This is a genomic window from Streptomyces sp. Z423-1, from assembly GCF_013009255.1.
GTDB classification, from domain to species: domain Bacteria; phylum Actinomycetota; class Actinomycetes; order Streptomycetales; family Streptomycetaceae; genus Streptomyces; species Streptomyces gossypiisoli.
In genome coordinates this window covers 2544104-2569971 of sequence record NZ_CP053109.1, presented here as the reverse complement: position 1 = coordinate 2569971, position 25868 = coordinate 2544104, and the positions used below count along the sequence as shown (strand labels likewise).

Genomic DNA, 25868 nt, shown 5'->3' with positions numbered 1-25868 from the left:
GGTCAGGGGACTGGCCAGGAGTCTCAGCTGCGGCGGAGACGGGCGTGACAGTGTCCGCAACGGGTCAGACCGGACGACCCGGAGCGCTTGGCGGAGTGCCGTCGGCTCTCGCTCACCGGGCAGCGCCCGGTGACGCGCAGGGTGTCCAGAGCCTCGTGCGCCTGCCCGCTGAGGTCGGTGTTGGCAGTCCGGCCGTTGCCCGACAGGGCGGCGATGGTGCGTGCGAACGTGGCGAGGGCATCGCGTTCGCCACGAAGGACTTCCGCTTCGCGAGCCAGCGCGCGGACGAACACGGCGCCCGCGGTGTCCCCGAGGGCGTCGAGTCGCTCGGCGAGCTGTTCAGGGTTGAGGCGAGCAGGCGCGGTCGTCATCGGACTGCCGTCGTGGCGGGGGTCGGCCGGCGCAGGACCCGCCCATCGAGCGCGACCGGGTGGGCGTGCCGGGCGCCGTGGTACGGGCAGGCGATCGCGGGGTTCTTGGCGCAGTTGGTGACGATCCTGGCGCTGTGCCTCCGCCGCCGTTCCTCCGGAGATGATCCCGTGACGACCACTTCCGCCCCCGCCCCGTCCGGCACCGACCCCGCCCTCGACGTCGAAGGGCTGTGCGTGGACCTGAGCACGCCCTCCGGGACGGTCCGCGCCGTGAACGGCGTCAGCTTCAGCGTCCGCCGCGGCCGCACGCTCGCCCTGCTCGGCGAGTCCGGCTGCGGCAAGTCGATGACCGCGCTGTCGGTGGTGGGGCTGCTCGACCCCGCGGCCTCCGTGACCGGCGGCGCCGTACGGGTCAGGGGCGAGGACACCCTGCGGCTGAGCCCGGCCGAACGCCGCAAGCTGGCCGGCCCCGTCCTGTCCATCGTCTTCCAGGACGCCCTGACCGCCCTCGACCCGGTGCAGCCGGTGGGCCGGCAGATCGGCGAGCCGTTCCGCATCCACCGCGGACTCTCCCGGCGACAGGCCCAGGAGAAGGCGATCGAGCTGATGACCCGCGTGGGCATCCCCGAGTCGCGGCAGCGGGCCAAGTCCTGTCCGCACCAGTTCTCCGGGGCATGCGCCAGCGGCTGCTGATCGCGATGGCCGTCGCCCTCGACCCCGACGTGCTCATCGCCGACGAGCCGACCACCGCGCTCGACGTCACCGTGCAGGCACAGATCATGCGGCTGCTGCGGGACCTCCAGGACGAGCGGCACATGGCCGTCGTACTGATCACCCACGACCTGGCCGTGGTCGCCCAGCGCGCCGACGACGTGGTCGTGATGTACGCCGGCACGGTCGTGGAGCAGGGCACGGTGCACGACGTCTTCACCTCCCCCCGCCACCCCTACACCCGCGGACTGCTCCACTCCGTCCCCGAGGACGCCGAGCGCGGGCGCCCGCTGCCCGCCGTACCCGGCAGCCCGCCCGAGCCGAGCGCGGTGCCGCCCGGCTGTGTCTTCCAGGCCCGCTGCCCGCTGGTGCGGGAGCGATGCGTCCGGGAACGGCCGTCCCTGCGCAGCGCGGGCGACGGACGTTCGGCCGCCTGCCACTTCTCCGAGGAGCTCGACCGTGTCTGAGTCCCGCGCCACCACCGCCACCCCCGAACCCCGGGCCGAGGCGGCCGACGGACACCCGCCGCTGCTGGAGGTCCACGGTGTCACCAAGAGCTTCGGCAGCGGCCGCCGCCGGCTGACCGCCCTGGACGGAGTGGACGTACAGCTCGGCCGGGGACAGACGCTCGGGCTCGTCGGCGAGTCCGGCTGCGGCAAGTCCACCCTGGCCCGGGTGCTGCTCGGACTGGAACGGCCCGACGCGGGCACGGTGCGGTACGACGGCGTCGACCCCTTCGCCCTGCGCGGCAAGGAACTGCTGAACTGGCGGCGCCGCGTCCAGATGGTCTTCCAGGACCCCTTCGCCTCGCTCAACGCCCGTATGTCGGCCGCCGATCTGATCGGCGAGCCCTGGCGCACCCACCGGGACGTCGTCCCGGACGCGAAGGCCCGCGAGAGGCGGATCCGGGAACTGCTGTCCCTGGTCGGGCTGCGGGAGAGCGACGCCCACCGCTACCCCGACGAGTTCTCCGGCGGGCAGCGCCAGCGCATCGGCATCGCCCGCGCGCTGGCCCTGGACCCCGACCTCATCGCGTGCGACGAGCCCGTCTCCGCCCTGGACCTGTCGGTGCAGGCACAGGTCCTCACCGTGCTCTCGGAACTCCAGTCGCGGCTCGGCGTCGCGTACGTGTTCATCTCCCACGACCTGTCCGTGGTGCGGTACATCTCCGACCGGGTGACGGTGATGTACCTGGGCAAGGTCATCGAACACGGCGAGACCGAGGACACACCGTCCTGTGCCACTTCCCGCTGGAGGCGCGGTCCGCGTGGGCCTGACCGGGGACTTAGGCCGGGTATGCCGGCTCTTAGGCGGGGGCTTAGGAGATGCCCTGCCGAACCGGTGCCGTACTAAGTGCCTTCCAAGGCCCTGGCCCTGCCGAAGATACGGAACTCTCCCGATGTGGCGAACCCTCCTGGGAAACGAAGGTGGAGGCATCGCACCGAGCGATACCGCACACCGAACTCTCCGGGGGAGAAGAGATGTACGCGTACGAGCTCCAGCAGATCCGTTCCGCCGAACTGATCCGCCGGGCCGAGCACGAGCGGCTGGTCCGCGAAGTCATACGCAGCGGCCGCGCCGCCCGCCGGGAAGCCGCCGAACGCGCCGCCGGGAACGAGGCGGATACCCGCCGTCCACGGCGGAACCGGTCCCCACGCACCGCGTGAGCGCGGCCGGGCCGGGGGACGGCGCGCGGGACGGACGCCACCGCGGGAAAACCGGTGCCGCGTTGTCGGACCCCCGTGCGATGCTCGGACTTGTGGAGACCAGGTCCGTCAGTCCCGTCTTCGTCGGCCGCGCCGAGGAGTTGGACACGCTGAACGACGCGCTCGCCCGCGCTGCCGGTGGGGGTACCTCCCAGGCGTTGAGCACTGGGGGAGAGCCGCAGGCGTTGCTCCTGGGCGGTGAGGCGGGCGTGGGAAAGACCCGACTCGTCGAGGAGTTCAGCACCGCGGCGGCCCGCAAGGGCGCCGTCGTCGCGCTCGGCGGCTGCGTCGAGATCGGCGCCGACGGGCTGCCCTTCGCCCCGTTCTCCACCGCACTGCGCGCCCTGCGCCGGGAATTGCCGGACGAACTGGCCGCCGCGGCCGCCGGACAGGAGGAGGAACTGGCCCGGCTGCTCCCCGAGTTGGGTGACACAGGCACCGGCCGGCCCGACGAGGAGGGCATGGCCCGCCTCTTCGAACTCACCGCCCGCCTCCTGGAGCGCGTAGCCGCCGACCGCACCGTCGTCGTCGCCCTGGAGGACCTGCACTGGGCCGACGCCTCCACCCGCCACCTCCTCGCCTACCTGTTCCGCACCCTGCGCACCGGCCGCCTCGTCGTCCTCGCCACCTACCGCTCCGACGACATCCACCGCCGCCACCCGCTGCGCCCGCTGCTCGCCGAACTCGACCGGCTGCGCACGGTCCAGCGCATCGAACTCGCCCGCTTCAACCGCGCGGAAGTCGCCCGCCAGATCGCCGGCATCCACGCCGCCGAACCCGACCCCGCCCAGGTCGACGAGATCTTCCAGCGCTCCGACGGCAACGCCTTCTTCGTAGAGGAACTCGCCGTCGCGGCCCACGAGGGCTGCCGCACCGGACTCACGGATTCGCTGCGCGACCTGCTCCTCGTCCGCGTCGAAGCGCTGCCCGAGAGCGCCCAGCGGGTCGTCCGGATCGTCGCCGAGGGCGGCTCCACCGTCGAGTACCGGCTGCTCGCCGCCGTCGCCGGTCTCGCCGAGGACGACCTCATCGAGGCGCTGCGCGCGGCCGTGAACGCCAACATCCTGCTCGCCGCCGCCACCGGCGACGGCTACCGCTTCCGCCACTCCCTGGTCCGCGAAGCCGTCGCCGACGACCTGCTGCCCGGCGAGCGCTCCCGCCTCAACCGCCGCTACGCCGAAGCCCTGGAGGCCGACCCGGGCCTCGTCCCCGCCGACCAGCGCGTCATGCGCCTGGCCAGCTACTGGTACCACGCTCATGACGCCGCCAAGGCCCTGCCCGCCGTCCTCGACGCCTCCGTCGCCGCCCGCCGCCGCCACGCCTACTCCGAGCAACTCCGGCTCCTGGAACGCGCGATGGAGCTGTGGGACCCCGCCCCCGAGGACGTCCGGGCCGCACTGCGCCCCGCCGGCTACACGGACGTGTACCGCGCTCCGGACGGCGGAGATCAGGCGAACACTGCGCTGCGCTACCTCGACCTGATGGCCGCGGCCGCCGTCGCAAGCCGCTTCTGCGGAGAACGCGAACGCGCCCTGAAGATCACCAAGCGGGCGCTGCGCCTGCTGGAGGACGAGGACGACCCGCTGCTGGCCGCCTGGTTCTGGGTCCAGCGCTCCCGCCTGGTCCAGGCGAAGGCCCGCGACGACGGCTGGAAGGAACTGGCCACCGCCCAGGAACTGGTCCGTGGACTGCCGCCCTCCGAAGTGCACGCCGAGGTCCTGACCAACGTCGCCGGCTGGTCCATGCTGCACCAGCCCGGCGCCGAGGCCCTCGCCGCCGCCGAGCGCGCCGTGGAGTACGCGCGCATGGTCGAGGCCCGCGAGGTCGAGCTGAACGCCCGCGTCACCCGCGGCGTCCTCCTCGTCGACGCCGGCGACATCGAAGCGGGGCTCGCGGAGATGTACGAGGTCAAGGAGCAGTCCCTGGCCGGGTCCTTCACCCATGTCGCCGGCCGTACGTACGTCAACCTCCCGTCCGAACTCGAAGCCGTCGGCCGCTCCCTCGAAGCCGCCGGGATCCTGGAGGAGGGCACCGGGTTCGCCCGGAAGTACGGCCTGCTGGACACCGAGGCGTGGGTCTGGGGCAACCTCTCCGACTCGCTGTTCTCACTGGGCCGCTGGGACGAGTCCGCCGAAGCCGCGTCGAACGCGCTGCGCCGGGGCCACAGCGCCAAGCCCCAGGGCACGGCCGCCCTGTGCCTGGCCAATGTCGCCCTGGCCCGCGGCGACGCCGCCGAAGCGGGCCGCCAACTGGCCGCCGCACACGGCTATTTCGGCACCCACGACCCCATGCCCCAGCAGTGGCTCCCCCTGGCCTTCATCGCCATCGGCGTCGCCGCCTCGGAAGGCCGCATCCTGGACGCCCGCGGTGAACTCGACCGCGCCCTCGACGCCGGCATCCCGCCCGGCACCCAGCGCTACGGCTGGAAGCTGCTGCTCGCCGCCGCCACCGCCGAGGCCGACAGCCGCAGCCTGCCCGCCGCCCGGCAGGGCCGCGAGGAGACCCTGGAACGCATCTTCAGCACGGTCAAGCGTCTCACCACCGGCGCTCCCATCTGGGTCGCCCACGAAAAGTGGGTACGCGCCGAACTCCAGCGCGCCGAGGGCATCGCCGACCCGGACACCTGGTCCGAGGTGGTCACGGCCTTCGAGCGCCTGGAACGCCCCTACGACCTCGCCCGCGTCCGCCACCGCCTCGCCGAGGCTCTCCTCACCGCCGGGGGAGAGGACGACCGCGACCGTGCCATCGAGTTGCTCCGCCTCGCCCACGCCGTCGCCGACCACCTCGGCGCGCGCCCCCTCGCCGACGCCGCCTGCCTGCTCGCCCAGCGCGCCCGCCTCAGCCTCCGCCAGGCCCCGCAGCAGTCGCCCGCCGCCGACCCGGTCCAGGCCCTCGGCCTCACCAGCCGGGAACGCGACGTCCTCCGCCTGGTCTCCATCGGCCGCACCAACCGCCAGATAGCGGAGGAACTCTTCATCTCCCCGAAGACGGCCAGCGTCCACGTCTCCAACATCCTCGGGAAGCTCGGCGTCTCGGGGCGCGGCGAGGCGGCGGCGCTGGCGCATCGGCTGGGCCTGTTCCCGCCCGAAACCCTCGGTGCTCCGACGGCAGGGTGAGGCTTACGCTGTAAAACAACCGGCCGAGGGAGGCCCCGTGTTCAACGTCTTCGAGGAACTGTTCGCACCCGGCCGCAAACACACCCGCGACGAACAGAACCGCCTGGAACTGACCCGAGAGGACGTCGGCGACGGCGACCCGGGCCGCGGCCCCATAGACCTCGCGTCCGGCAAGGTGGTGGTACGGCCACCGGAGCCGACCGAGAACGAGCAGCCGGCGTCGGAGGGGCCGCGCTAGCTAACTCACCTCCAGCTCCAGAATCCGGTCGTCCCCCTCACCCGGGGAACCCCGGCCGTCCGTCTCGCTCGTCGTCAGCCACAGCTTGTTGCCGTCGGCCGCGAGGACCGTGCGCAGGCGGCCGTACTCTCCCTCCAGGAAGGCCTGGGGGTCGGCGGAGGTCTGTGTGCCGTCCAGGGGGATGCGCCACAGGCGCTCGCCGCCCAGGCCCGCCATCCAGATGGAGCCCTCGGCGTAGGCGATGCCGCTGGGGGAGGCCTCGTCGGTGCTCCACTGGGCTATCGGGTTGCGGTACGCGGAGTCGTCGGACCTGCCCTCCACCTCCGGCCAGCCGTAGTTGCCGCCCGGCTCGATCGCGTTCAGCTCGTCCCAGGTGTCCTGGCCGAACTCCGCGGCGAACAGGCGCTGCTTGCTGTCCCAGGCGAGGCCCTGCACATTGCGGTGGCCGTACGAGTACACCGTCGAGTCCGGGAACGGATTGCCCGGGGCCGGCTCGCCCTCCGGGGTCATGCGCAGGATCTTGCCGCCGAGCGACTCCCTGTCCTGCGACAGACCCTCCTCGCCGCTCTCGCCCGTGCCCGCGTACAGCATCTTGTCCGGGCCGAAGGCGATCCGGCCGCCGTTGTGGATGAAGCCCTTGGGGATGCCCCGGAAGACCGTGTCGGGGGCGCCCAGCTGTTCGCCGGAGGGCTTCTGCTCGTCGTACAGCATGCGGACGATGCGGTTGTCCGAGGCCGAGGTGAAGTACGCGTAGACCATGTGGTCCGAGGCGTAGTCCGGGGAGAGCGCGAGGCCCATCAGGCCGCCCTCGCCCGCCGGAGACACCCCGGGCACCTCGCCCACCTCGGTCTTCCGGCCCGTCTCCGTGTCGACGCGCGTGATGGTGGCCTCGTCGCGGGAGGAGACCAGCAGGTCGCCGTCGGGCAGCGCGGCCAGCCCCCAGGGGCTGTTGAGGCCCTCGGTGACCGTGCGCACGACCTTCACCGAACCCTTCGCGGGCGGGGGCTCCTCGGCGGCCGCTCCGGAGGGCGACGCCTGCGCCGACGTACCACTCGGCGTCGCGCCCCCCTGCGGTGGGCCGCCTCTGCCGTCGTCGGAGGAGCAGCCGGCCGTGAGCAGGAGGGTGGCCGCGGCCAGAACGGCCGTCACAGCTCGACGTTGCACGATCATGGTCCCTTCGACGCGGCGGGTTCTACTTGTCATACACCGCTCGCGCCCCACAGGTTCCCGATCAGCGGATCCCGAACCACAGGCGCACGAAAACCGCCTCGACTCAGTCCCAGGACCCCTGCGCCCCCGGCAACCCCGACACCTCCGCCAGATCCTCCGCCGTCAGGCGTACCCCCACCGCCCTGGCGTTCTCGGTCACCCACCGCTCCCGCTTCGTCCCCGGCACCGGCACCACGTGCCGCCCCTGGGCCAGCACCCACGCCAGGGCCACCTGGGCCGGTGTGACGTCCTCGCCGTGGCGGGCGGCGACGCGGCGCAGGCCTGCCACGATCGGCTGGTTCGCGGCCATCATCTCCGCCGTGAAGCGCGGGTGGCGGGCCCGCATGTCGTCCGGCTCGAAGCCCTCGCCCGGCGTGAGGGTGCCGGTCAGGAAGCCGTTGCCGAGCGGCATCGCCGCCAGGAAGCCGATGCCGCGGGCCTCGCACCACGGCAGCAGCGCGTCCAGCGCCTCCGGTGACCACACCGACAGCTCCGCCTCGACCGCGCTCACCGGAAAGACCTGCTGCACCCGCTGCAACTGCCGGATCGTCGCATCGTGCAGCCGCGTCCCGGACCGGCGTCCGCCCCGCGCGCCCACGGCGCACAGCCCCAGCGCCCGCACCTTTCCGGCCCGCACGAGTTCCGCCATCGCGCCCCAGGTCTCCTCGACCGGGACCTCGGGGTCCGCGCGGTGGAGTTGATAGAGGTCGATGACGTCGGTCTGCAGCCGCCGCAGCGAGGCGTCGCAGGCCCGCTTCACATACCCGGGCCGGCCGTTGGCCACGATGTGCTGCTCGCCCACCAGCAGCCCCACCTTGGTCGACACAAAGGCGTCCGAGCGCCGCTCCTTCAGCACCCGTCCCACCAGCAGCTCATTGGTGAACGGGCCGTACATGTCGGCCGTGTCCAGCAGCGTCGAGCCCAGATCGAGCGCCCGGTGCACGGCCCGCAACGATTCGTCGCCCCGCTGCCGTGACGTGCTGTACGCCCAGCTCATCGGCATGCACCCGAGTCCGACGGCCCCCACCGCGAGCGCCGCCGCGCCGATCGTCCTGCCCTCCACCTGCCCGTAACCCTCCCTGTCCCGGCCCCCCAACCTAACCTCCGCACCACCCCGCCCCTCACATAGCCTCTGACCATGACTGCTGACGTGTGGCTGCCCATCCCGCCGGAGGACATCGAGGGGCTTCCGGACGGGCCGGAGTACCGCTTCTGGAACGGTGGAGAAACGTTCCCTGCGGACCCCGCCGACTGCTCCTTCTACGTCGTCCCCTACATGAAGCCCACCGGGGTCGGCGTACGGCCGATGCCCGAGATGACCTCCGTGCAGGTCGTGCAGACGCTCTCCGCGGGAATCGACCATGTCGAGCCGGGGCTGGGACACCTGCCTCCGGGGGTGCGCCTGTGCAACGCGCGCGGAGTGCACGAGGCGAGCACGGCCGAGCTCGCCCTCGCCCTGATCCTCGCCTCGCTGCGCGGCATTCCGGACTTCGTCCGGGCCCAGGACAGGGGCGAGTGGATCGGCGGTTTCCGGCCGGCGCTCGCCGACAGGACCGTCCTCATCGTCGGGTACGGCTCGATCGGCGCGGCCATCGAAGACCGGCTCGCGCCCTTTGAGCTCGCGCGGGTGGCGCGCGTCGCGCGCTCTGAGCGCACCACGGCGCGCGGTCCCGTGCACCCGCTCACCGAACTGCCGGTCCTGCTCCCCGAAGCGGATGTCGTGATCCTCTCCACGCCGCTCACCGAAACCACCCGCGGGCTGGTGAACGACGAGTTCCTGAGCCGGATGAAGGACGGCGCGCTGCTCGTGAACATCGCCCGCGGTCCCGTCGTGGACACCAAGGCGCTGCTCACGGAGCTGGAGAGCGGCCGGATCACCGCGGCCCTCGACGTCACCGATCCGGAGCCGCTGCCGCCGTCACATCCCTTGTGGCAGGCGCCCGGCCTGCTGATCAGCCCCCATGTCGGCGGCCCCACGTCCGCGTTCCTGCCGCGCGCCAAGCGGCTGCTCGTGGACCAGTTGCACCGCTTCGTGAACCGCGAGCCGCTGCGCAACGTGATCCTAACGACGGGCGCGAGGGGTGCGTAGAACCGTCGGCCTGGCCGACGCCTGACCTGGTTCGGGCACCCTCCGCAACCGTCCGGACGCGGTCCGTGCCGCGTTCTCCCCTGGTGGTCACTGAGCGTAGAGAAGCTATGTCCCTGAGTGACGATCCTGGTGTATCGTCCCGACAGGGGCTGCGCCGCTCACCGTTCGGCGCGGGGGATGGACAGTTCAGACTGCGAGGGGGGCGACGGGCGATGCACGGCCTATGGACGAACGATCCGACGAGGCGGGGGCGCCGACGGCGGCCCTGGCGCACGGCCACGCGACGACGGGGCCGCCACGCCAGTCATGGCGGGCACCACAGCCATCACCACCGCAGGCACAGCAGCCGCAGGAAGCAGGCACACGGCGCGCCCCGGGACCCTCGGGACGCCGGAGTGGTACGGACCGGGAGGGCCTGGTGAACGCGCCCTCGCCGTCCACGACCACCCTCGACCGGGCGCTGCGGCCGCAGCGCGCGCGGGGCGCCCTGCTGCCCCGGCCGCAGGGCGTCCGCAGCGGGTCGGGTATGTATCCCCAACTGGTCCTGGTCCTGCTGTGCGCGGGCTACGCCGTCGGCTCCGCGGTCGGCTGGGGCTCGGGCCAACTCGCCCTGATCATGGGTGACTTCGGGCTGAGCGCCGCGGCCGGCGCGGCCGCCGTGTCGTGCTTCCTGTACGCGCACAGCCGCCGCGTCCGGTTCCGCTCCGCCTGGCTGCTGTTCGCCCTCTCCTCGGCGATGGCCGCCCTGGGCAACGGGGTCTGGGGGTGGTACGAGGTCGTCCTGGGACAGCCCGTGCCCAGCCCCAGCTACGCCGACCTGTTTTTCCTGTGCTTCGCGCCGCCCGCCATCGTGGGCCTGCTGGTCCTCGCCAAGCGGCCGGTGACGAAGGCGGGCTGGGTCTGCCTCGCCCTGGACGCCTGGCTGATCGGCGGCTCCCTGGTCACCCTGTCGTGGAGCCTCGCGCTCGCCCAGGCGGCCAAGGGCGGCGGCGCCGGCGTCGCGCACACCGCGCTGTCGCTGGCGTACCCGCTGCTCGACATCGCCCTGGTCAGCATGGTGCTCGCGCTGCACTTCCGGCGCTCGGGCGCGAACCGCTCCGCGGTGAACACCGCGATCGGCGCCCTCGCCCTGACCGTGATGTGCGACGCCCTGTTCACCTCACCGCTGATGCACAACAACTACCACTCGGGCCAGCTGCTGGACGCCGGCTGGTTCGCCGGCTCGCTGCTCCTGGCCTACGCCCCCTGGACCGCCCCGCGCCCCGGGCAGCCCGGCGACGAGCCGCACACGCGCGTGGTGCACGAGCACCTGCCCGGGCAGCGCGGCACCACCCACCCGCACCCGCCCGCACAGCAGGGCGAGCCCGGCCGGTATCCGGCCACCCGGCCGCTCACCGGCTCGCTGGCCGCCCTCACCCCGTACCTCGCGGCCGCCGTCTGCACGCTGGGGATCCTCTACAACGTGCTCAACGGCCGCAGCGTCGACCGCGTGGTACTGCTCACCGGCGGCACGGTCGTGCTCGCGCTGGTGGTGCGCCAGGGGATCATGCTGCTCGACAACATCACCCTCACCCAGGAACTGGCGCAGAAGGAGAACCACTTCCGCTCCCTGGTGCAGGGCTCCAGCGACGTCATCATGATCGCCGCGCCCAACGGCATCCTGCGGTACGTCTCCCCGGCCGCCGCCGGGGTCTACGGACGCCCCGCGGACGAGCTGGTGGGGACCGAACTGGCCGAACTCATCCACCCGGAGGACCTGGGCTGCGTGGTGCACGAGGTGCGCCGCTTCCTCGCCGCCAGCCCCCTGGAGGAACCCACCACGCGCATCGAGTGCCGTTTCCGGTCCGGTGAGGGCGGCTGGCTGAACGTCGAGTCGACCGTCAACCGGCACCACGGCGGCCTGATCTTCAACAGCCGGGACGTGACCGAAAGAGTGCGCCTGCAGGCGCAGTTGCAGCACAACGCCGAGCACGACCCGCTCACCGACCTGCCCAACCGCGCGCTGTTCACCCGGCGCGTCCAGCAGGCCCTGTCCGGCCGCCGCAGCACCGACCGCGGTGCCGCCCTGCGGGGCACGGCCGTGCTCTTCATCGACCTGGACGGCTTCAAGGCCGTCAACGACACGATCGGGCACCAGGCCGGGGACGAGCTGCTCGTCCAGGCCGCGCACAGACTCCAGGAGGCGGTCCGCCAGGGCGACACCGCCTCCCGGCTGGGCGGCGACGAGTTCGCGGCCCTGATCGTCGGCGACGGCACCCGGGACCGGGCCGCCCGCGAACGCAACATCCTGGAGCTCGCCGACCGCCTCAGGGTGACGCTGTCGCAGCCGTACCTCATCGACGGCAACGATGTCCGGGTCGCCGCGTCCATCGGTGTCGCCTTCGCCGAACCGGGCCTCGGCGCGGGCGAACTGCTGCGCAACGCCGACCTCGCGATGTACCGCGCGAAGTCGGCCGGCAAGGGCCGGGTCGAGCTGTACAAGCCGCAGATGCAGCAGGACGTCGTACGCAAGGCGGAACTGGCCACCCGGCTGCGGGCCGCGCTGCACGACGGCGAGTTCACACTGCTGCACCAGCCGGTGGTGTGTCTGGAGGACGGCCGGATCACGTCGGTCACCGCGCAGGCGCGCTGGCGGTCGTCCCAAGGGGTGCTGTTCACGCCCGCGGAGTTCCTGCGCGTGGCCGAGGACAGCGACAAGACGGCCGAGCTGGGCCGCTGGACGCTGGCGGAGGCCGTGGAACGGGCCGCCGAACGCGCCGCGACCGGCCACGCCGTACCGGTCGCCGTCCGGATGGCCGCCCGCCGGCTGCTGGACCGGTCGATGCCCCTCGGCTCCGTCGAGGCGCTGCTGACCCGGCACGGGCTGCCGTCCGGGGCGCTGGTCATCGAGCTGTCCGACATCGATGCCAAGATCCCCCTGGACGACCTGGAGCGTCGCCTGGGCACCCTCCGCAGGCTCGGCGTCCGTATCGCGCTCGACGGCTTCGGCAGCGGCTCCCCGGCCGCCATCACGGCGCTGCGACGCCTCCCGCTGGACGTGCTGAAACTCGACCGAGGCCTGGTCGAGGGCGTCGTCGAGTCCGCCCGGCTGCACAAGATCACCAGCGGGCTGCTGCGCATCGCCGGCGATCTCGGCCTGCAGTCCGTGGCGGACGGCGTGGATCTGCCCGAGCAGGTCGTCGCCCTGCGCGCGATGGGCTGCACGCACGGGCAGGGCATGGCCTTCTCCGGGCCACTGGACGAGTACCGGCTGCGCCGGGCGCTCGGTTCCGGCCATTTCCCGGTGCCGCACGGACCGGCCGAGCCCGCCTTCGCGGGCGGCGGTGCGGGCACGTACTCCGGAGGGGTGACCACCGTCTTCGGAGGCGGCACACCGGTCGGCACGCCCGTCGCCACACCGGTCGGCCCATCGCTCGTCACTCCCCTGCGCTCACATAATGAGACTCCCGTCCCACCCACTTGACAGTGGGTGCGCGCCAGGGGGAGGGTCAGTGCCATGCGCACCCGAATTCTCGTACTTGGACAGCGCGTCGGCTGAGCTGGGACCCACCGGAGGACGATCCGGCAACCCCAGCGACCACACCGGCGCGCTCCCCTCGCTTGCCCTACGGCACGAGGGGTTTTTTGTTGCACAGGCACCTGCCGTACAGCAGTCGTACACCGCACAAACCTCGCAAAAACCCTCAGCATCGAGAAGAGAATGCCGATGACCGAGCAGGCCACCGGGGCCCATCATCCGCAGCCGCGGCCCCGTTCCGGAGGACAGCAGTCCGCCCCCGAGCACGTCACGGGCGCGCAGTCCCTCATCCGCTCTCTCGAGGAGGTCGGCGCCGACACGGTATTCGGCATTCCCGGCGGCGCGATCCTTCCGGCGTACGACCCGCTGATGGACTCCGGCAAGGTCCGCCACGTCCTGGTGCGGCACGAGCAGGGCGCCGGCCACGCGGCCACCGGCTACGCGCAGGCCACCGGCAAGGTCGGCGTCTGCATGGCGACCTCCGGCCCCGGCGCCACCAACCTGGTCACCCCGATCGCCGACGCGCACATGGACTCCGTGCCGCTGGTCGCGATCACCGGCCAGGTCGCCTCCAAGGCGATCGGCACGGACGCCTTCCAGGAGGCGGACATCGTCGGCATCACCATGCCGATCACCAAGCACAACTTCCTGGTCACCAAGGCCGAGGACATCCCCCGGGTGATCGCGCAGGCGTTCCACATCGCCGCCACCGGCCGCCCCGGCCCGGTCCTGGTCGACATCGCCAAGGACGCCCTCCAGGCGAAGACCACCTTCTCCTGGCCGCCCACCATGGACCTGCCCGGCTACCGCCCGGTGACCAAGCCGCACGCCAAGCAGATCCGCGAGGCCGCCAAGCTGATCACCTCCGCCAAGCGACCGGTCCTCTACGTCGGCGGCGGTGTGATCAAGGCAAAGGCCACCGGCGAGCTGAAGGTCCTCGCCGAGCTCACCGGAGCGCCCGTCACCACCACCCTGATGGCGCTCGGCGCGTTCCCCGACGGCCACCCGCTGCACGTGGGCATGCCCGGCATGCACGGCGCCGTCGCCGCCGTCACCGCGCTGCAGAAGGCCGACCTGATCGTCGCCCTCGGCGCCCGCTTCGACGACCGCGTCACCGGCAAGCTGGATAGCTTCGCCCCGTACGCCAAGATCGTGCACGCTGACATCGACCCGGCCGAGATCGGCAAGAACCGCGCCGCCGACGTGCCGATCGTCGGGGACGCCCGCGAGGTCATCGCCGATCTGATCCAGGCCGTGCAGAAGGAGCACAGCGAAGGCCACCGGGGCGACTACGCCGCCTGGTGGAAGGACCTCAACCGCTGGCGCGACACCTACCCCCTCGGCTACGACCAGCCCGAGGACGGCTCGCTGTCCCCGCAGCAGGTCATCGAGCGCATCGGCCAGCTCGCCCCCGAAGGCACGATCTTCGCGGCCGGCGTCGGCCAGCACCAGATGTGGGCCGCGCACTTCATCCAGTACGACAAGCCCGCCACCTGGCTGAACTCCGGCGGCGCCGGGACGATGGGGTACGCCGTCCCCGCCGCGATGGGCGCCAAGGCGGGCGTGCCCGAGCGTACCGTCTGGGCGATCGACGGCGACGGTTGCTTCCAGATGACCAACCAGGAGCTCACCACCTGCGCCCTGAACAACATCCCGATCAAGGTCGCCGTCATCAACAACGGCGCCCTCGGGATGGTCCGCCAGTGGCAGACGCTCTTCTACAACCAGCGGTACTCCAACACCGTGCTGCACTCCGGCCCCGACGACGTCAACCCGCAGGCCCGGGGCACCCGCGTCCCCGACTTCGTGAAGCTGTCGGAGGCCATGGGCTGCTACGCCATCCGCTGCGAGGACCCGGCCGACCTCGACAAGGTCATCGAGGAGGCGAACTCGATCAACGACCGCCCGGTCGTCATCGACTTCATCGTCCACGAGGACGCGATGGTGTGGCCGATGGTCGCCGCCGGCACCTCCAACGACGAGATCATGGCCGCCCGGGACGTCCGCCCCGACTTCGGCGACAACGAAGACGACTGAGCGAGAGAGACGTAAAAAGACCATGTCCAAGCACACGCTCTCCGTCCTGGTGGAGAACACGCCGGGCATCCTGGCCCGGATCGCCGCCCTGTTCTCCCGCCGCGGCTTCAACATCGACTCGCTCGCGGTCGGCGTCACCGAGCACCCCGACATCTCCCGCATCACCATCGTGGTGAACGTCGAGGACCTGCCGCTGGAGCAGGTGACCAAGCAGCTCAACAAGCTGGTCAACGTGCTGAAGATCGTCGAGCTGGAGCCGTCGCAGGCCGTGCAGCGCGAACTCGTCCTGGTGAAGGTGCGCGCCGACAACGAGACGCGCTCCCAGATCGTCGAGATCGTCCAGCTGTTCCGCGCCAAGACCGTCGACGTCTCCCCGGAGGCCGTCACCATCGAGGCCACCGGCTCCAGCGACAAGCTGGAGGCCATGCTGAAGATGCTGGAGCAGTTCGGCATCAAGGAACTGGTCCAGTCCGGCACGATCGCGATCGGACGTGGTGCACGTTCGATCACGGACCGCTCGCTGCGCGCGCTGGACCGATCGGCGTAACGATGTGAAACGGGCGGTCCGCGCGACACGGGCCGCCCGGATGGCGAGACCCCGAACCTTCCCTTCCCCCCGCCGTCATACGGTGGGACGCAACAACTGCACTCCAAGGAGAGACCCAAAGTGGCCGAGCTGTTCTACGACGCCGACGCCGACCTGTCCATCATCCAGGGCCGCAAGGTCGCGGTCATCGGTTACGGCAGCCAGGGCCACGCCCACGCGCTGTCGCTGCGTGACTCGGGTGTCGACGTCCGTGTCGGTCTGCACGAGGGCTCCAAGTCCAAGGCCAAGGCCGAGGAGCAGGGCCTGCGCGTGGTCACCCCGGCGGAGGCCGCCGCCGAGGCCGACGTCATCATGATCCTGGTCCCGGACCCCATCCAGGCGCAGGTCTACGAGGAGCACATCGCCCCGAACCTGAAGGACGGCGACGCGCTGTTCTTCGGCCACGGCTTCAACATCCGCTTCGGCTTCATCAAGCCCCCGGCCGGCGTCGACGTCTGCATGGTCGCCCCCAAGGGCCCGGGCCACCTGGTGCGCCGTCAGTACGAGGAAGGCCGCGGCGTGCCCTGCATCGCCGCCGTCGAGCAGGACGCCACGGGCAACGCCTTCGCGCTGGCCCTGTCGTACGCCAAGGGCATCGGCGGCACCCGCGCCGGTGTCATCAAGACGACGTTCACCGAGGAGACCGAGACCGACCTGTTCGGTGAGCAGGCCGTCCTCTGCGGCGGTACGGCCGCCCTGGTCAAGGCCGGTTTCGAGACGCTGACCGAGGCCGGTTACCAGCCGGAGATCGCGTACTTCGAGTGCCTGCACGAGCTGAAGCTGATCGTCGACCTCATGTACGAGGGCGGCCTGGAGAAGATGCGCTGGTCGATTTCCGAGACCGCCGAGTGGGGCGACTACGTCACCGGCCCGCGGATCATCACCGACGCCACCAAGGCCGAGATGAAGAAGGTCCTCGCCGAGATCCAGGACGGCTCGTTCGCGCAGAACTGGATGGACGAGTACCACGGCGGTCTGAAGAAGTACAACGAGTACAAGCAGCAGGACTCCGAGCACCTGCTGGAGACCACCGGCAAGGAGCTGCGCAAGCTCATGAGCTGGGTGAACGAGGAGGCGTAAGCCTCAGGCAACGGGGCCGGAGCAGTCGCTCCGGCCCCGTTGTCCACCTCGTCCAACCACGGACGAGTGATCCTTCCGCAGAGGCGCGGGACTGCCTCCGCCACGGCACTACACTGCCGTACTACATACGCGTCAGGCCCACAGCGTCGTGCGTCTTCCGCGGCCTAGCGACACCGAAGAAGTGCAGGCACGTTCCCACGCCGCCCGGCACGCACTCTCGCCGCACCGTGTGAAGGCCCTAGTAGCTCCGCTACGAGGACCTTCCCCCGGCACACCGAGAGCACGCACCGAACGACGCGGGAACGCACCCACCCTTCTCCGGTGCCGCTCCCCTCCACCGCCAGCGGCCGTCGGGACGGCCGTCCGCAATGGACATGTGAGGACTCACGTGAGCTCGAAACCCGTCGTACTCATCGCCGAAGAGCTGTCGCCCGCCACCGTGGACGCGCTGGGCCCGGACTTCGAGATCCGGCGCTGCAACGGAGCGGACCGAGCCGAACTGCTCCCGGCCATCGCCGACGTCGACGCGATCCTGATCCGCTCCGCGACCAAGGTCGACGCCGAGGCGATCGCCGCCGCGAACCAGCTCAAGGTCGTCGCACGAGCCGGCGTCGGCCTGGACAACGTCGACGTCTCCGCCGCCACCAAGGCCGGCGTGATGGTCGTCAACGCCCCCACCTCGAACATCGTGACCGCCGCCGAGCTGGCCTGCGGCCTGATCCTCGCCACCGCCCGCAACATCCCGCAGGCCAACGCCGCGCTGAAGAACGGCGAGTGGAAGCGCAGCAAGTACACCGGCGTGGAGCTGGCCGAGAAGACCCTCGGCGTCGTCGGCCTCGGCCGGATCGGCGCCCTGGTCGCCCAGCGCATGTCGGCGTTCGGCATGAAGGTCGTCGCCTACGACCCCTACGTGCAGCCCGCGCGCGCCGCGCAGATGGGCGTCAAGGTGCTGTCGCTGGACGAGCTGCTGGAGGTCTCCGACTTCATCACCGTCCACCTGCCCAAGACCCCCGAGACGCTCGGCCTGATCGGCGCGGAGGCGCTGCGCAAGGTCAAGCCGAGCGTGCGGATCGTCAACGCCGCGCGCGGCGGGATCGTCGACGAGGAGGCGCTGTACTCGGCGCTGAAGGAGGGCCGGGTCGCCGGCGCCGGCCTCGACGTGTACGCCAAGGAGCCCTGCACCGACTCGCCGCTGTTCGAGTTCGACCAGGTCGTGGCCACCCCGCACCTCGGTGCCTCCACCGACGAGGCCCAGGAGAAGGCCGGTATCGCCGTCGCCAAGTCCGTCCGTCTCGCCCTCGCCGGTGAGCTGGTCCCGGACGCGGTGAACGTCCAGGGCGGCGTCATCGCCGAGGACGTCAAGCCGGGCCTGCCGCTCGCCGAGCGCCTCGGCCGGATCTTCACGGCGCTCGCCGGTGAGGTGGCCGTACGGCTGGACGTCGAGGTGTACGGCGAGATCACCCAGCACGATGTGAAGGTGCTGGAGCTGTCCGCGCTCAAGGGCGTCTTCGAGGACGTCGTCGACGAGACCGTGTCCTACGTCAACGCCCCGCTGTTCGCCCAGGAGCGTGGCGTCGAGGTGCGGCTGACCACCAGCTCGGAGTCGCCGGACCACCGCAACGTCGTGACCGTGCGCGGCACGCTGGGCGACGGCGAGGAGGTGTCGGTGTCCGGCACGCTCGCCGGTCCCAAGCACCTGCAGAAGATCGTCGCGGTCGGCGACTACGACGTGGACCTCGCGCTGGCCGACCACATGGTGGTCCTGCGCTACGAGGACCGGCCGGGCGTCGTCGGCACGGTGGGCCGGATCATCGGCGAGGCCGGGATCAACATCGCCGGGATGCAGGTCGCTCGCGCGGCGGCGGGCGGCGAGGCGTTGGCTGTGCTGACCGTCGATGACGCGGTGCCCACGGCAGTGCTCGCCGAGGTCGCCTCGGAGATCGGGGCGACGGCTGCTCGTGCGGTGAACCTCGTCTGAGGTTGCCGTCCCTGGGGGCTGCCGTCCCTCGGGGCTGCCGCCTCCAGACCCCCGCTTCGGCCCTGAACGGGCCTCGTCCTCAAACGCCGGACGAGCTGAGCTTTCTCGGCTCGTCCGGCGTTTCGCATGCACGCTGCCCCACCTCGACCCGCCGCAGCGTGACCGCCGCCAGCACCGCCGCCCCCGCCAGCAGCACCGCCCCCGCGATCGCCGCCCCCTGCATGCCGCTGGTGAACGCCGCCCGCGCTGCCGCAGCCAGCCCCGGCAGCTGATCGGCGACCGCCAGCGCTCCGCCCAGCGTCTCGCGCGCCACGTCCGGAGCCGACGCCGGGATCTCGTGGCTGTAGATCGCCGTGCCGATCGAGCCCAGCACCGCCATACCCAGCGCGCCACCGAACTCCCCACCGGTCTCCATCAACGAGGACGCGGCGCCCGCCCGCTCCACCGGAGCGGTGCCCATGGCGAGGTCCATGATCTGGGACATGACCGTGACGCCCCCGACGGCGAGGACCCCGCTCGCGGTCAGCACCAGCCACATCGAGTCCGTACCGGCGAGGGCCAGCAGCCCGAAACCCGACGCGGCGATCGCGAAGCCCACGGTGACGACATAGGCGCGGTTGACGCCCTTCTGCACCAGCTGGGCCGCGATCGGCCCCGCCGCCCCGATCGGCACCGAGGGCAGCAGCGCCCACAGGGCCGCCTCCAGCGCGCCCTTGCCGAGCACCGACTGCAGGTACTGCGTGGTGAAGTAGGCCGAGCCCATCACCCCGAACATGCAGACGAGGTTGAGGCCCACCGAGGGGGCGAAGCCCCGTCCGCGAAACAGTGCCGGGGAGATCATCGGTGCGGCGGCCGTGCGCTGGCGGTGGACGAAGAGCGCCGCGAACAGCAGGCCCACGGTGATCGAGACGACGTAGCGGACGTTCCAGCCCTCGGAGGGGATCTCTTTCAGGCCGTAGATCACGGGGAGCACCGCCGCCATCGACAGGGGAACGCTCAGCCAGTCGAAGCGGGCGGACGAAGGGTTCCGGTACTCGGGGAGCAGTGCCGGGCCGAGGGCGAGCAGCAGCGCCATCGCGGGCAGGTTGACCAGGAAGACCGAGCCCCACCAGAAGTACTCGACCAGCACCCCGCTCATCACCGAGCCGAGCGCGATCCCGGCCGTCATCACGCCGGACCAGAGGCCGATCGCCTTCGCGCGCTGGGCCGGGTCGGTGAACATCGTGCGGAGCAGGGCCATCGTCGACGGCATCAGGGTCGCGCCGCCGATGCCGAGGATCGCGCGCGCCGCGATCAGGGTCTCGGCGCTGTTCGCGTACGCCGCCACCAGCGAGGCGGTGCCGAAGGCGGCGGCGCCGATCAGCAGGAGGCGGCGGTGGCCGATGCGGTCGCCGAGCGAGCCCATCGTCATCAGCAGGCCGGCCAGCACGAAGGCGTAGATGTCGAAGATCCACAGCTGCTGGGTGCCGCTCGGCTCCAGGTCCGCGCTGATCGCCGGGATCGCGAAGTAGAGGACCGAGACATCCATCGAGACCAGCAGCAGCGGCAGCATCAGCACGCCGAGTGCGGACCATTCGCGGCGCCCGGCGCGGGTGTTCGTCGCGTTCGTCGTCATGGCGGCGACTGTACGGACGTATAAAACGCTTGTCTAGTACGAACGTTTAAGACGGCTGTATATCGATCGCGCTACGATGGGCGCCATGGGACACCGTGAGGATCTGCTCGAAGGCGCCAAGCGCTGCCTGCTCGCCAAGGGCTTCGCCCGCACGACCGCGCGCGACATCGTCAAGGAGTCGGGGACCAACCTGGCGTCCATCGGCTACCACTACGGCTCCAAGGACGCCCTCCTCGCCCAGGCTTACGTCTCGCTGGTCGAGGAGCTGGGCGACGCCTTCGAGGGCGAGGGGACCTCCGGGATCAGCGCCGAGCCCGGCTCGATCGAGCGGTTCCAGGAGGTGTGGTCGAACATCATCGGGACGATGCGGGGTCCCGGCTCCATGTGGCGCCTCAGCGTGGAGGTCATCTCCATGGGCGACCAGCTGCCCGAGGTGCGCGACCATCTGTCGCGTGCCCAGCTGGAGGCCGGGCGCGGGATCATTCCGCTGCTCATGGGCGGGCGGGAGGAGGATGTCCGGGACGAGACCGTGGACACCCTCGGCAAGTTCTATCTGACGCTGATGACCGGCCTCATCGCCCAGTGGACCTTCGACCCCAAGACCGCACCCAGCGCGGAGCAGCTCACCGAAGGCCTCCGCCAGGTGATCGAGGCCGCTACCCGGAAGTGACGCGCCCCGCGCGCATTTCGATCGCCCGGTCCGCGAAATGCCGTACGACGGCGCGGTCGTGGCAGATGAACAGGTAGCCGAGGCCGAGGTCGTCCTGGAGGTCGGCGAGCAGGTTCAGCACGCCCGCACGCACCGAGGGGTCGAGGGCGGAGACCGGCTCGTCCAGCACCAGCAGGCGCGGCTCGGACGCCAACGCGCGGGCGATTCCGGCGCGTTGGCACTGGCCGCCGGAGAGTTCGTGCGGGTGGCGGTCGCCGTACGACGGGTCAAGGCCCACCCGGTCGAGGAGTTCGGCCACGCGGGCGGGGCCGTCGGTGTCGCTCCAGCGGCCCTGCACCTTCAGCGGTTCCGCCACCGCGTCGCGGATGCGGTGGCGAGGGCTCAACGACCCGTACGGGTCCTGGAAGACGGGCTGCATGCGCGGGCGGACCGGGCGCAGCTCGCGTTCGGTGAGGGTCGTCAAATCCCGTCCTTCGAAGAGGACTTCACCGGCGTCCGGGCGGCGCAGCTGGAGCACGGCCAGGGCGGTGGAGGACTTGCCGCAGCCGGACGGGCCGTTCAGGGCGAGGGTCTCGCCCGCGCCGACCGAGAAGGAGACCCGGTCCACAGCGGTGAAGTCGCCGTAGCGGACGACCAGTTCGCGGACGTCGAGGAGCGGGGTCGTGCGGGGGGTCATGCGGGGAGTCATGCGGGTTGCACCTCCTGGAACAGCTCGATCGTGACGTCCTCCGCGCGGTGGCAGGAGACGGTACGGCTGTCCAACGGGCGCGGCTGGGGCTCCTCGGTGCGGCAGCGGTCGGTGGCGAGTGGGCAGCGCGGGGCGAAGGCGCAGCCCGGGGGGAGGGCGCCGGGGGCCGGAGGGGTGCCGGGGAGGGTGGGCAGGCGGCGGCCGCGGGCGTACTGGGGGAGCGAGGCCAGCAGGCCCGCCGTGTAGGGGGCGCGGGGGCGGGTCAGGACGTCCGCCGCCGGGCCGAGTTCGCTCTGGCGGCCGGCGTACATCACCAGGACCCGGTCCGCGTGCGCCCGTACCGCCTCCATGTCGTGCGTGACCAGCACGAGCGCGGCGCCGACCGCCTCACGCTGCTCGCCGAGCAGCCGCAGGACCTGCTCCTGGCGCTCGGCGTCGAGTGCGGTGGTGGGTTCGTCGGCCACGACGACGTCGGGTTCGTTGATCGTCGCCATGGCGATGACGGCGCGCTGCCGCATGCCGCCGGAGTACTCGTGGGGGTACGCGCGTGCCTTGCGGGCGGCGTCCGGGATGCCGACCCGGTCGAGCGCGGCCACGGCGAGGGCGCGGGCCCCCTTGCGGGACACCCGGCGCACGGATCGTACGGCGGCGGCGAGTTGGTCGCCGACGGGGTGCACGGGGGAGAGGGCGGAGAGCGCGTCCTGCGGGACGAGGGTGATCCGGCGGCCGCGGTCCGCCGAGAGGTCCGGCCGGATCGTGCCGCTCGTCGTGGCGTCCCGCGGCAGCATGCCGAGCAGCGCCCGGGCGGTGAGGGACTTGCCCGCGCCGGACTCGCCGACGAGGGCGAGGACTTCGCGCGGGCGGACGTCGAAGGAGAGGCCGCGGACGGCCTCGACGCCGTGGAAGGCGATCCGCAGATCGCGTACCGAGAGCAGTGCGTCAGACGGCAACGGGGGTCTCCTTCACCACGGGCTTCACCGCGGGCGTGAGCTTGCGGACCCGTCGGGTGTATGTGGCACCCGTCACCGCCAGCGCCGCCAGCAGCGCCAGGGCCACGGCCGGGGCGAGGGCGGCCCACGGGGCGCGTTCCACGTAGGCGCGGGACTCGTCGAGGAGCAGGCCCCATTCCGGGGCGGGCGGCTGGGCGCCGAGGCCCAGGAAGCCGAGGGAGGCCAGCGCGAGGGCGATGCCGGGCAGGCGCAGCAGGGCGTGCCGGGCGACGGGTGCGGCGACGGACGGCAGGACGTGCCGGGAGAGGATCCACCACGGCGTCGCCCCGATCGCCCGCTGGGCGGTGAGGAACGCCGACGCCCGCACCTCCTGCACCAGCGCCGCCGCGTGGGCGGCCAGTGGTGGCCAGGAGATCAGCGCGACGGCGACGGCCGCGCCGCCGGTGCCGGGTCCGGCGGCCGCGGCGACCAGGATGCCGACGATGACCGGGGGCAGGGCGTTGGCGATGTCGGCGGCGCCGGCCGCGATGCCGGGGAGGAAGCCGAGGGCGAGCCCCACCAGCAGGGACAGCAGGCATACGGCGGCCGCCGTGCCGACGGTCGAGGCGGCGCCGTGCCCGAGCCGGGCGAGGACGTCGCGGCCCAGGCCGTCGGTGCCCAGGGGGTGGGTCAGGGAGGGCGCGGCGAGGCGGGCCGCGGTGTTCACGGCGTACGGGTCGCGCAGCAGGCCCCAGCCGATGGTCACGGCGAGGACTGTGAACAGGGTCAACGGCACCGCCGGGTGTGTACGGACCGGTCGGGCCGGAGGCAGGGCGAGCCCGGCGTCACGCAGGGCCGGGCCCAGCAGCCTGCGCCGCACGAGAGCGGCGACCGCCCCCGTGGCCAGGCCGAGCAGCAGCAGCGCCAGGACCGAGCCCTGGAGCAGCGGCAGATCCTGCGACTTGGCCGCGCCCAGCGCCGTACGGCCGATGCCCGGCACCGCGAAGACGGTCTCCACCGCGACCGCGCCCCCGGTCAGCCCGACGGCCGCCATCCCGAACTGCGGCACCAACGGCGGCAGTACGCGCTTGAGGGCGGCCGCCGAGATCAGCGTGCGGCCGACTCCCGCACCCCGCCACAGCTCCACCCACCGCTCGTCGAGCACGGCGGGCAGCGCGTCCGCGACCAGCCGGCCGAGCAGACCGCCCGCCGGGACGCCGAGCGCGAGCGCGGGCAGGACCATGTTCTGCGGCCCCTGCCAGCCGGACGTCGGCAGCCACCCCAGCCACACCCCGCACACCAGCAACGCGACGGTGGCCAGCAGGAACTCGGGCACGGCGGCCAGCATCGCGGCGAATCCGCCGCCCGACCCCCGCCCCCGTACCAGCACCGGCGCCACCAGCGCGGCGGCCAGCAGCACCGCCACCCCCAGCGCCACGCCCATCAGCCCCAGCGACACCTGGAGCCCGGCGACGACGGACGGCAGGACGTCCGTGCCCGACACCCACGAGGTGCCGAGGTCCCCGCGCAGCAGGCCACCGGCCCACTGCCCCAGCAGGGCGAGCGGACCGGCGTCCAGACCGAGGTCCCGGCGTACGGCGTCCAGGGCCTCCCTGGTCGGTTCCTGCTCGGCGGAGCGGGCGCGCAGGACGGTCAGCGCGGGGTCGCGGCCGGAGAGCCAGGGCAGCAGGCCGACGGCGGCGACGACCGCGACGAGACACAGGGCGCGGGTGAACCCCGCGGCGGTGGGCTTCACTTGACGTACGTGTCGACCGTGACCAGCTCCCGCTCACGCGGGTCGTGGGCGGCGTCGACGACCCCGGCGGCGTCGCCCTGGATCACGCGCTCGTGCAGCATCGGGATCGCGGCGTCGGTGCCGAGCACGGCGGCCTCGGCCTCGATGATCGCCTTGCGGCGCGCGTCACCGACCTCGGTCTCGCCTGCCTTCTTCAGGGCCTTGTCGACCGTCGGGTCGGCGAGCTGGGCGATGTTGAAGGAGCCGTCGGAGGCGAAGTCGCTGTAGAGGTACGCGGCCGGGTCGCCGGAGTCCAGGACGGTCGCGCGGGAGAGGATGAACGCGTCGAACTCGCCCGCCAGCGCGTCGGATTCGATGTTGGCGTACTCGCGCACGTCCAGCTTGACCTTGAACCCGGCCTTCTGGAGCTGCTGTTGCAGCGCCGCCGCGACCTCGGGCAGCTCGGCGCGGTCGGTGAAGGTGCCGATGGTGACGGACTGGCCGTCCGCCTTCTTGGCCTTGGCCCGCCGCACGTCCGAGCGCAGGCCGGCCGCCCACGGCAGTGCCGGGCCGAGTAGGCCCTCGGCGACGTCGGCGCGGGACTCGTACACACCGTTGACGATCGACTCTGCGTCGATCGCCTCGCGGACGGCGGCGCGCAGCGAGGCGTCCTTGAAGACGCCCTTGTCGGTGTTGAGGTACAGGGTGTTGGTGCGCGGCATCGGGACCTCGGTGATCAGCTCCTCGTCCAGCAGCGCGGCCTGCGACACCGGTATCGCCTCGACGATGTCGGCCTCGCCGCTGCGCAGGGCGGCGGCGCGGGCGGTGCCGTCCGGCACGAACTTCACGTCGATGCCGGCGGCCTTGGCCTTGCCGCCCCAGTAGGCGTCGTAGCGGTCGAGGGTGGCGGAGGTGGTGCCGTTGACCTTGGTCAGCTCGAAGGGGCCGGTGCCGGCGCCGATGGGGTTCACCGTCTTCCCCTGGTAGGCCTTGGCGGCGAGGATCGACAGCTGGGGGGAGCTGAGCCGCTGCGGTACGAGGGGGTCCTCGGCGGCGGTGGTGACGGTGACCCGGTCGTCCCCGGCGGCCTTCGCGGTCAGCTCGACGCCGTCGAGGATGCGGGGCTTGGGGGAGGCGGAGGCGGCCTTGGTGAGGGAGTTGACGACGGCCTGGGCGGTGAGCTCGGTGCCGTCGTGGAAGGTGACGCCGTCGCGGAGGGTGAACGTCCAGCTCCGCCCGGACTGCTCCCACTCGGTGGCCAGCGCGGGTACGGCGTTCCCGTCCGCGTCCAGCTTCACCAGCGTCTCGGCGGTCGACCAGCGGGACAGCTTGAACGCGTCGTCGGAGAGCGGGGACAGGCCCGAGCGGGGCGGCTGCATATGGGCGACGCGGATGCGCTTGCCCTCGGCGGTGTCACCGTCGGTGCCGGTGGTGGCGAAGCAGCCGGTGAGCAGGGCGGAGGCCGCGGTGAGGGACACAAGGCGGGCGGGGAGGCGCACGGGACACTCCGGGTAAGGGCAAGGTTAATGGTTGAGCTTTCGACGACCTTAGCATGATGACAATCGTTTTCATTCGCGCGCTCGTGGACCAGGT

At 72.0% G+C, this 25868-nt stretch carries 19 protein-coding genes and 1 pseudogene; 12 read left to right on the top strand and 8 right to left on the bottom strand.

Translation table 11 applies throughout. The features are described from left to right. Positions 1–23: 23 nt before the first annotated feature. The gene (locus HJD23_RS11485) at positions 24–371 is read right to left on the bottom strand and encodes a hypothetical protein (protein WP_171112786.1); all 348 of its coding nucleotides are present in this window, start codon (positions 369–371) and stop codon (positions 24–26) included. Between the two features lie 168 nt (positions 372–539). Here HJD23_RS11485 and HJD23_RS11480 point away from each other — a divergent pair. From HJD23_RS11480 to HJD23_RS11460, 5 genes and pseudogenes are all read left to right on the top strand, one after another. Then, positions 540–1549 (top strand): annotated as a pseudogene (locus tag HJD23_RS11480) (ABC transporter ATP-binding protein). A 61-nt stretch (positions 1550–1610) separates the two neighbouring features. After that, positions 1611–2435, top strand: a complete 825-nt coding sequence (locus HJD23_RS11475) for a dipeptide/oligopeptide/nickel ABC transporter ATP-binding protein (protein WP_240980982.1) — start codon at positions 1611–1613, stop codon at positions 2433–2435. A gap of 128 nt (positions 2436–2563) precedes the next feature. Then, positions 2564–2749, top strand: a complete 186-nt coding sequence (locus HJD23_RS11470) for a hypothetical protein (protein ID WP_171112788.1) — start codon at positions 2564–2566, stop codon at positions 2747–2749. An 80-nt stretch (positions 2750–2829) separates the two neighbouring features. After that, positions 2830–5904, top strand: coding sequence for a helix-turn-helix transcriptional regulator (locus HJD23_RS11465; protein WP_171112790.1), 3075 nt, complete (start codon positions 2830–2832; stop codon positions 5902–5904). 37 nt (positions 5905–5941) lie between these two features. Further along, positions 5942–6142 carry a DUF6191 domain-containing protein gene (locus HJD23_RS11460; RefSeq protein WP_171112792.1) on the top strand — a complete coding sequence of 67 codons (201 nt, stop codon included), beginning with the start codon at positions 5942–5944 and terminating at the stop codon, positions 6140–6142. Here the strand turns inward: HJD23_RS11460 and HJD23_RS11455 are convergent, their stop codons facing one another. Together HJD23_RS11455 and HJD23_RS11450 are read right to left on the bottom strand one after the other, a co-directional pair. Next, a complete protein-coding gene (locus HJD23_RS11455; protein WP_171112794.1) occupies positions 6143–7345 on the bottom strand; it encodes a PQQ-dependent sugar dehydrogenase in 1203 nt (400 codons plus the stop codon). A 70-nt stretch (positions 7346–7415) separates the two neighbouring features. Continuing rightward, entirely contained in the window at positions 7416–8414 is a 999-nt protein-coding gene (locus tag HJD23_RS11450; RefSeq protein WP_171112795.1) for an aldo/keto reductase, read from the bottom strand. A 75-nt stretch (positions 8415–8489) separates the two neighbouring features. On the opposite strand from HJD23_RS11450, the gene HJD23_RS11445 reads away from it, so the two are divergent. The 6 genes from HJD23_RS11445 to serA all read left to right on the top strand — a co-directional run bounded on the left by HJD23_RS11445 (position 8490) and on the right by serA (position 18638). Further along, positions 8490–9440, top strand: a complete 951-nt coding sequence (locus HJD23_RS11445; protein WP_171112797.1) for a 2-hydroxyacid dehydrogenase — start codon at positions 8490–8492, stop codon at positions 9438–9440. 418 nt (positions 9441–9858) lie between these two features. Further along, positions 9859–12903: an EAL domain-containing protein gene (locus HJD23_RS11440; RefSeq protein ID WP_171112799.1), complete on the top strand. Its 3045-nt coding sequence runs from the start codon at positions 9859–9861 to the stop codon at positions 12901–12903. Between the two features lie 243 nt (positions 12904–13146). Further along, positions 13147–14994, top strand: a complete 1848-nt coding sequence (locus HJD23_RS11435; protein WP_171112801.1) for an acetolactate synthase large subunit — start codon at positions 13147–13149, stop codon at positions 14992–14994. A 22-nt stretch (positions 14995–15016) separates the two neighbouring features. Further along, positions 15017–15541, top strand: a complete 525-nt coding sequence (gene ilvN, locus HJD23_RS11430) for an acetolactate synthase small subunit (RefSeq protein WP_141311524.1) — start codon at positions 15017–15019, stop codon at positions 15539–15541. Between the two features lie 120 nt (positions 15542–15661). Further along, positions 15662–16660 carry a ketol-acid reductoisomerase gene (gene ilvC, locus HJD23_RS11425; protein WP_171112802.1) on the top strand — a complete coding sequence of 333 codons (999 nt, stop codon included), beginning with the start codon at positions 15662–15664 and terminating at the stop codon, positions 16658–16660. A gap of 388 nt (positions 16661–17048) precedes the next feature. After that, complete coding sequence (serA, locus tag HJD23_RS11420) at positions 17049–18638, top strand: phosphoglycerate dehydrogenase (RefSeq protein WP_171116570.1); 1590 nt, start codon at positions 17049–17051, stop codon at positions 18636–18638. 79 nt (positions 18639–18717) lie between these two features. Here the strand turns inward: serA and HJD23_RS11415 are convergent, their stop codons facing one another. Next, positions 18718–20253 (bottom strand): MFS transporter, encoded by a 1536-nt coding sequence (locus tag HJD23_RS11415; RefSeq protein ID WP_171116569.1) that lies wholly within the window; start codon positions 20251–20253, stop codon positions 18718–18720. Between the two features lie 85 nt (positions 20254–20338). On the opposite strand from HJD23_RS11415, the gene HJD23_RS11410 reads away from it, so the two are divergent. Further along, on the top strand, positions 20339–20923 hold the full coding sequence (locus tag HJD23_RS11410; RefSeq protein WP_171116567.1) for a TetR/AcrR family transcriptional regulator: 585 nt from the start codon (positions 20339–20341) through the stop codon (positions 20921–20923). Here HJD23_RS11410 and HJD23_RS11405 read toward each other — a convergent pair. From HJD23_RS11405 to HJD23_RS11390, 4 genes are read right to left on the bottom strand one after another with little or no spacing between them, the layout of a single operon-like run. Beyond that, the gene (locus tag HJD23_RS11405) at positions 20910–21611 is read right to left on the bottom strand and encodes a dipeptide/oligopeptide/nickel ABC transporter ATP-binding protein (protein ID WP_232108112.1); all 702 of its coding nucleotides are present in this window, start codon (positions 21609–21611) and stop codon (positions 20910–20912) included. The two genes, HJD23_RS11410 and HJD23_RS11405, sit on opposite strands and share 14 nt — an antisense overlap. Beyond that, a complete protein-coding gene (locus tag HJD23_RS11400; protein ID WP_171116565.1) occupies positions 21608–22561 on the bottom strand; it encodes an ABC transporter ATP-binding protein in 954 nt (317 codons plus the stop codon). Before HJD23_RS11400 ends, HJD23_RS11405 begins: the two co-directional genes overlap by 4 nt. Then, the gene (locus HJD23_RS11395; RefSeq protein WP_171116563.1) at positions 22551–24296 is read right to left on the bottom strand and encodes an ABC transporter permease subunit; all 1746 of its coding nucleotides are present in this window, start codon (positions 24294–24296) and stop codon (positions 22551–22553) included. The genes HJD23_RS11400 and HJD23_RS11395 overlap by 11 nt, the downstream gene beginning before the upstream one ends. Then, positions 24293–25774 carry an ABC transporter substrate-binding protein gene (locus tag HJD23_RS11390; protein WP_171116561.1) on the bottom strand — a complete coding sequence of 494 codons (1482 nt, stop codon included), beginning with the start codon at positions 25772–25774 and terminating at the stop codon, positions 24293–24295. The genes HJD23_RS11395 and HJD23_RS11390 overlap by 4 nt, the downstream gene beginning before the upstream one ends. Between the last annotated feature and the right edge of the window lie 94 nt (positions 25775–25868).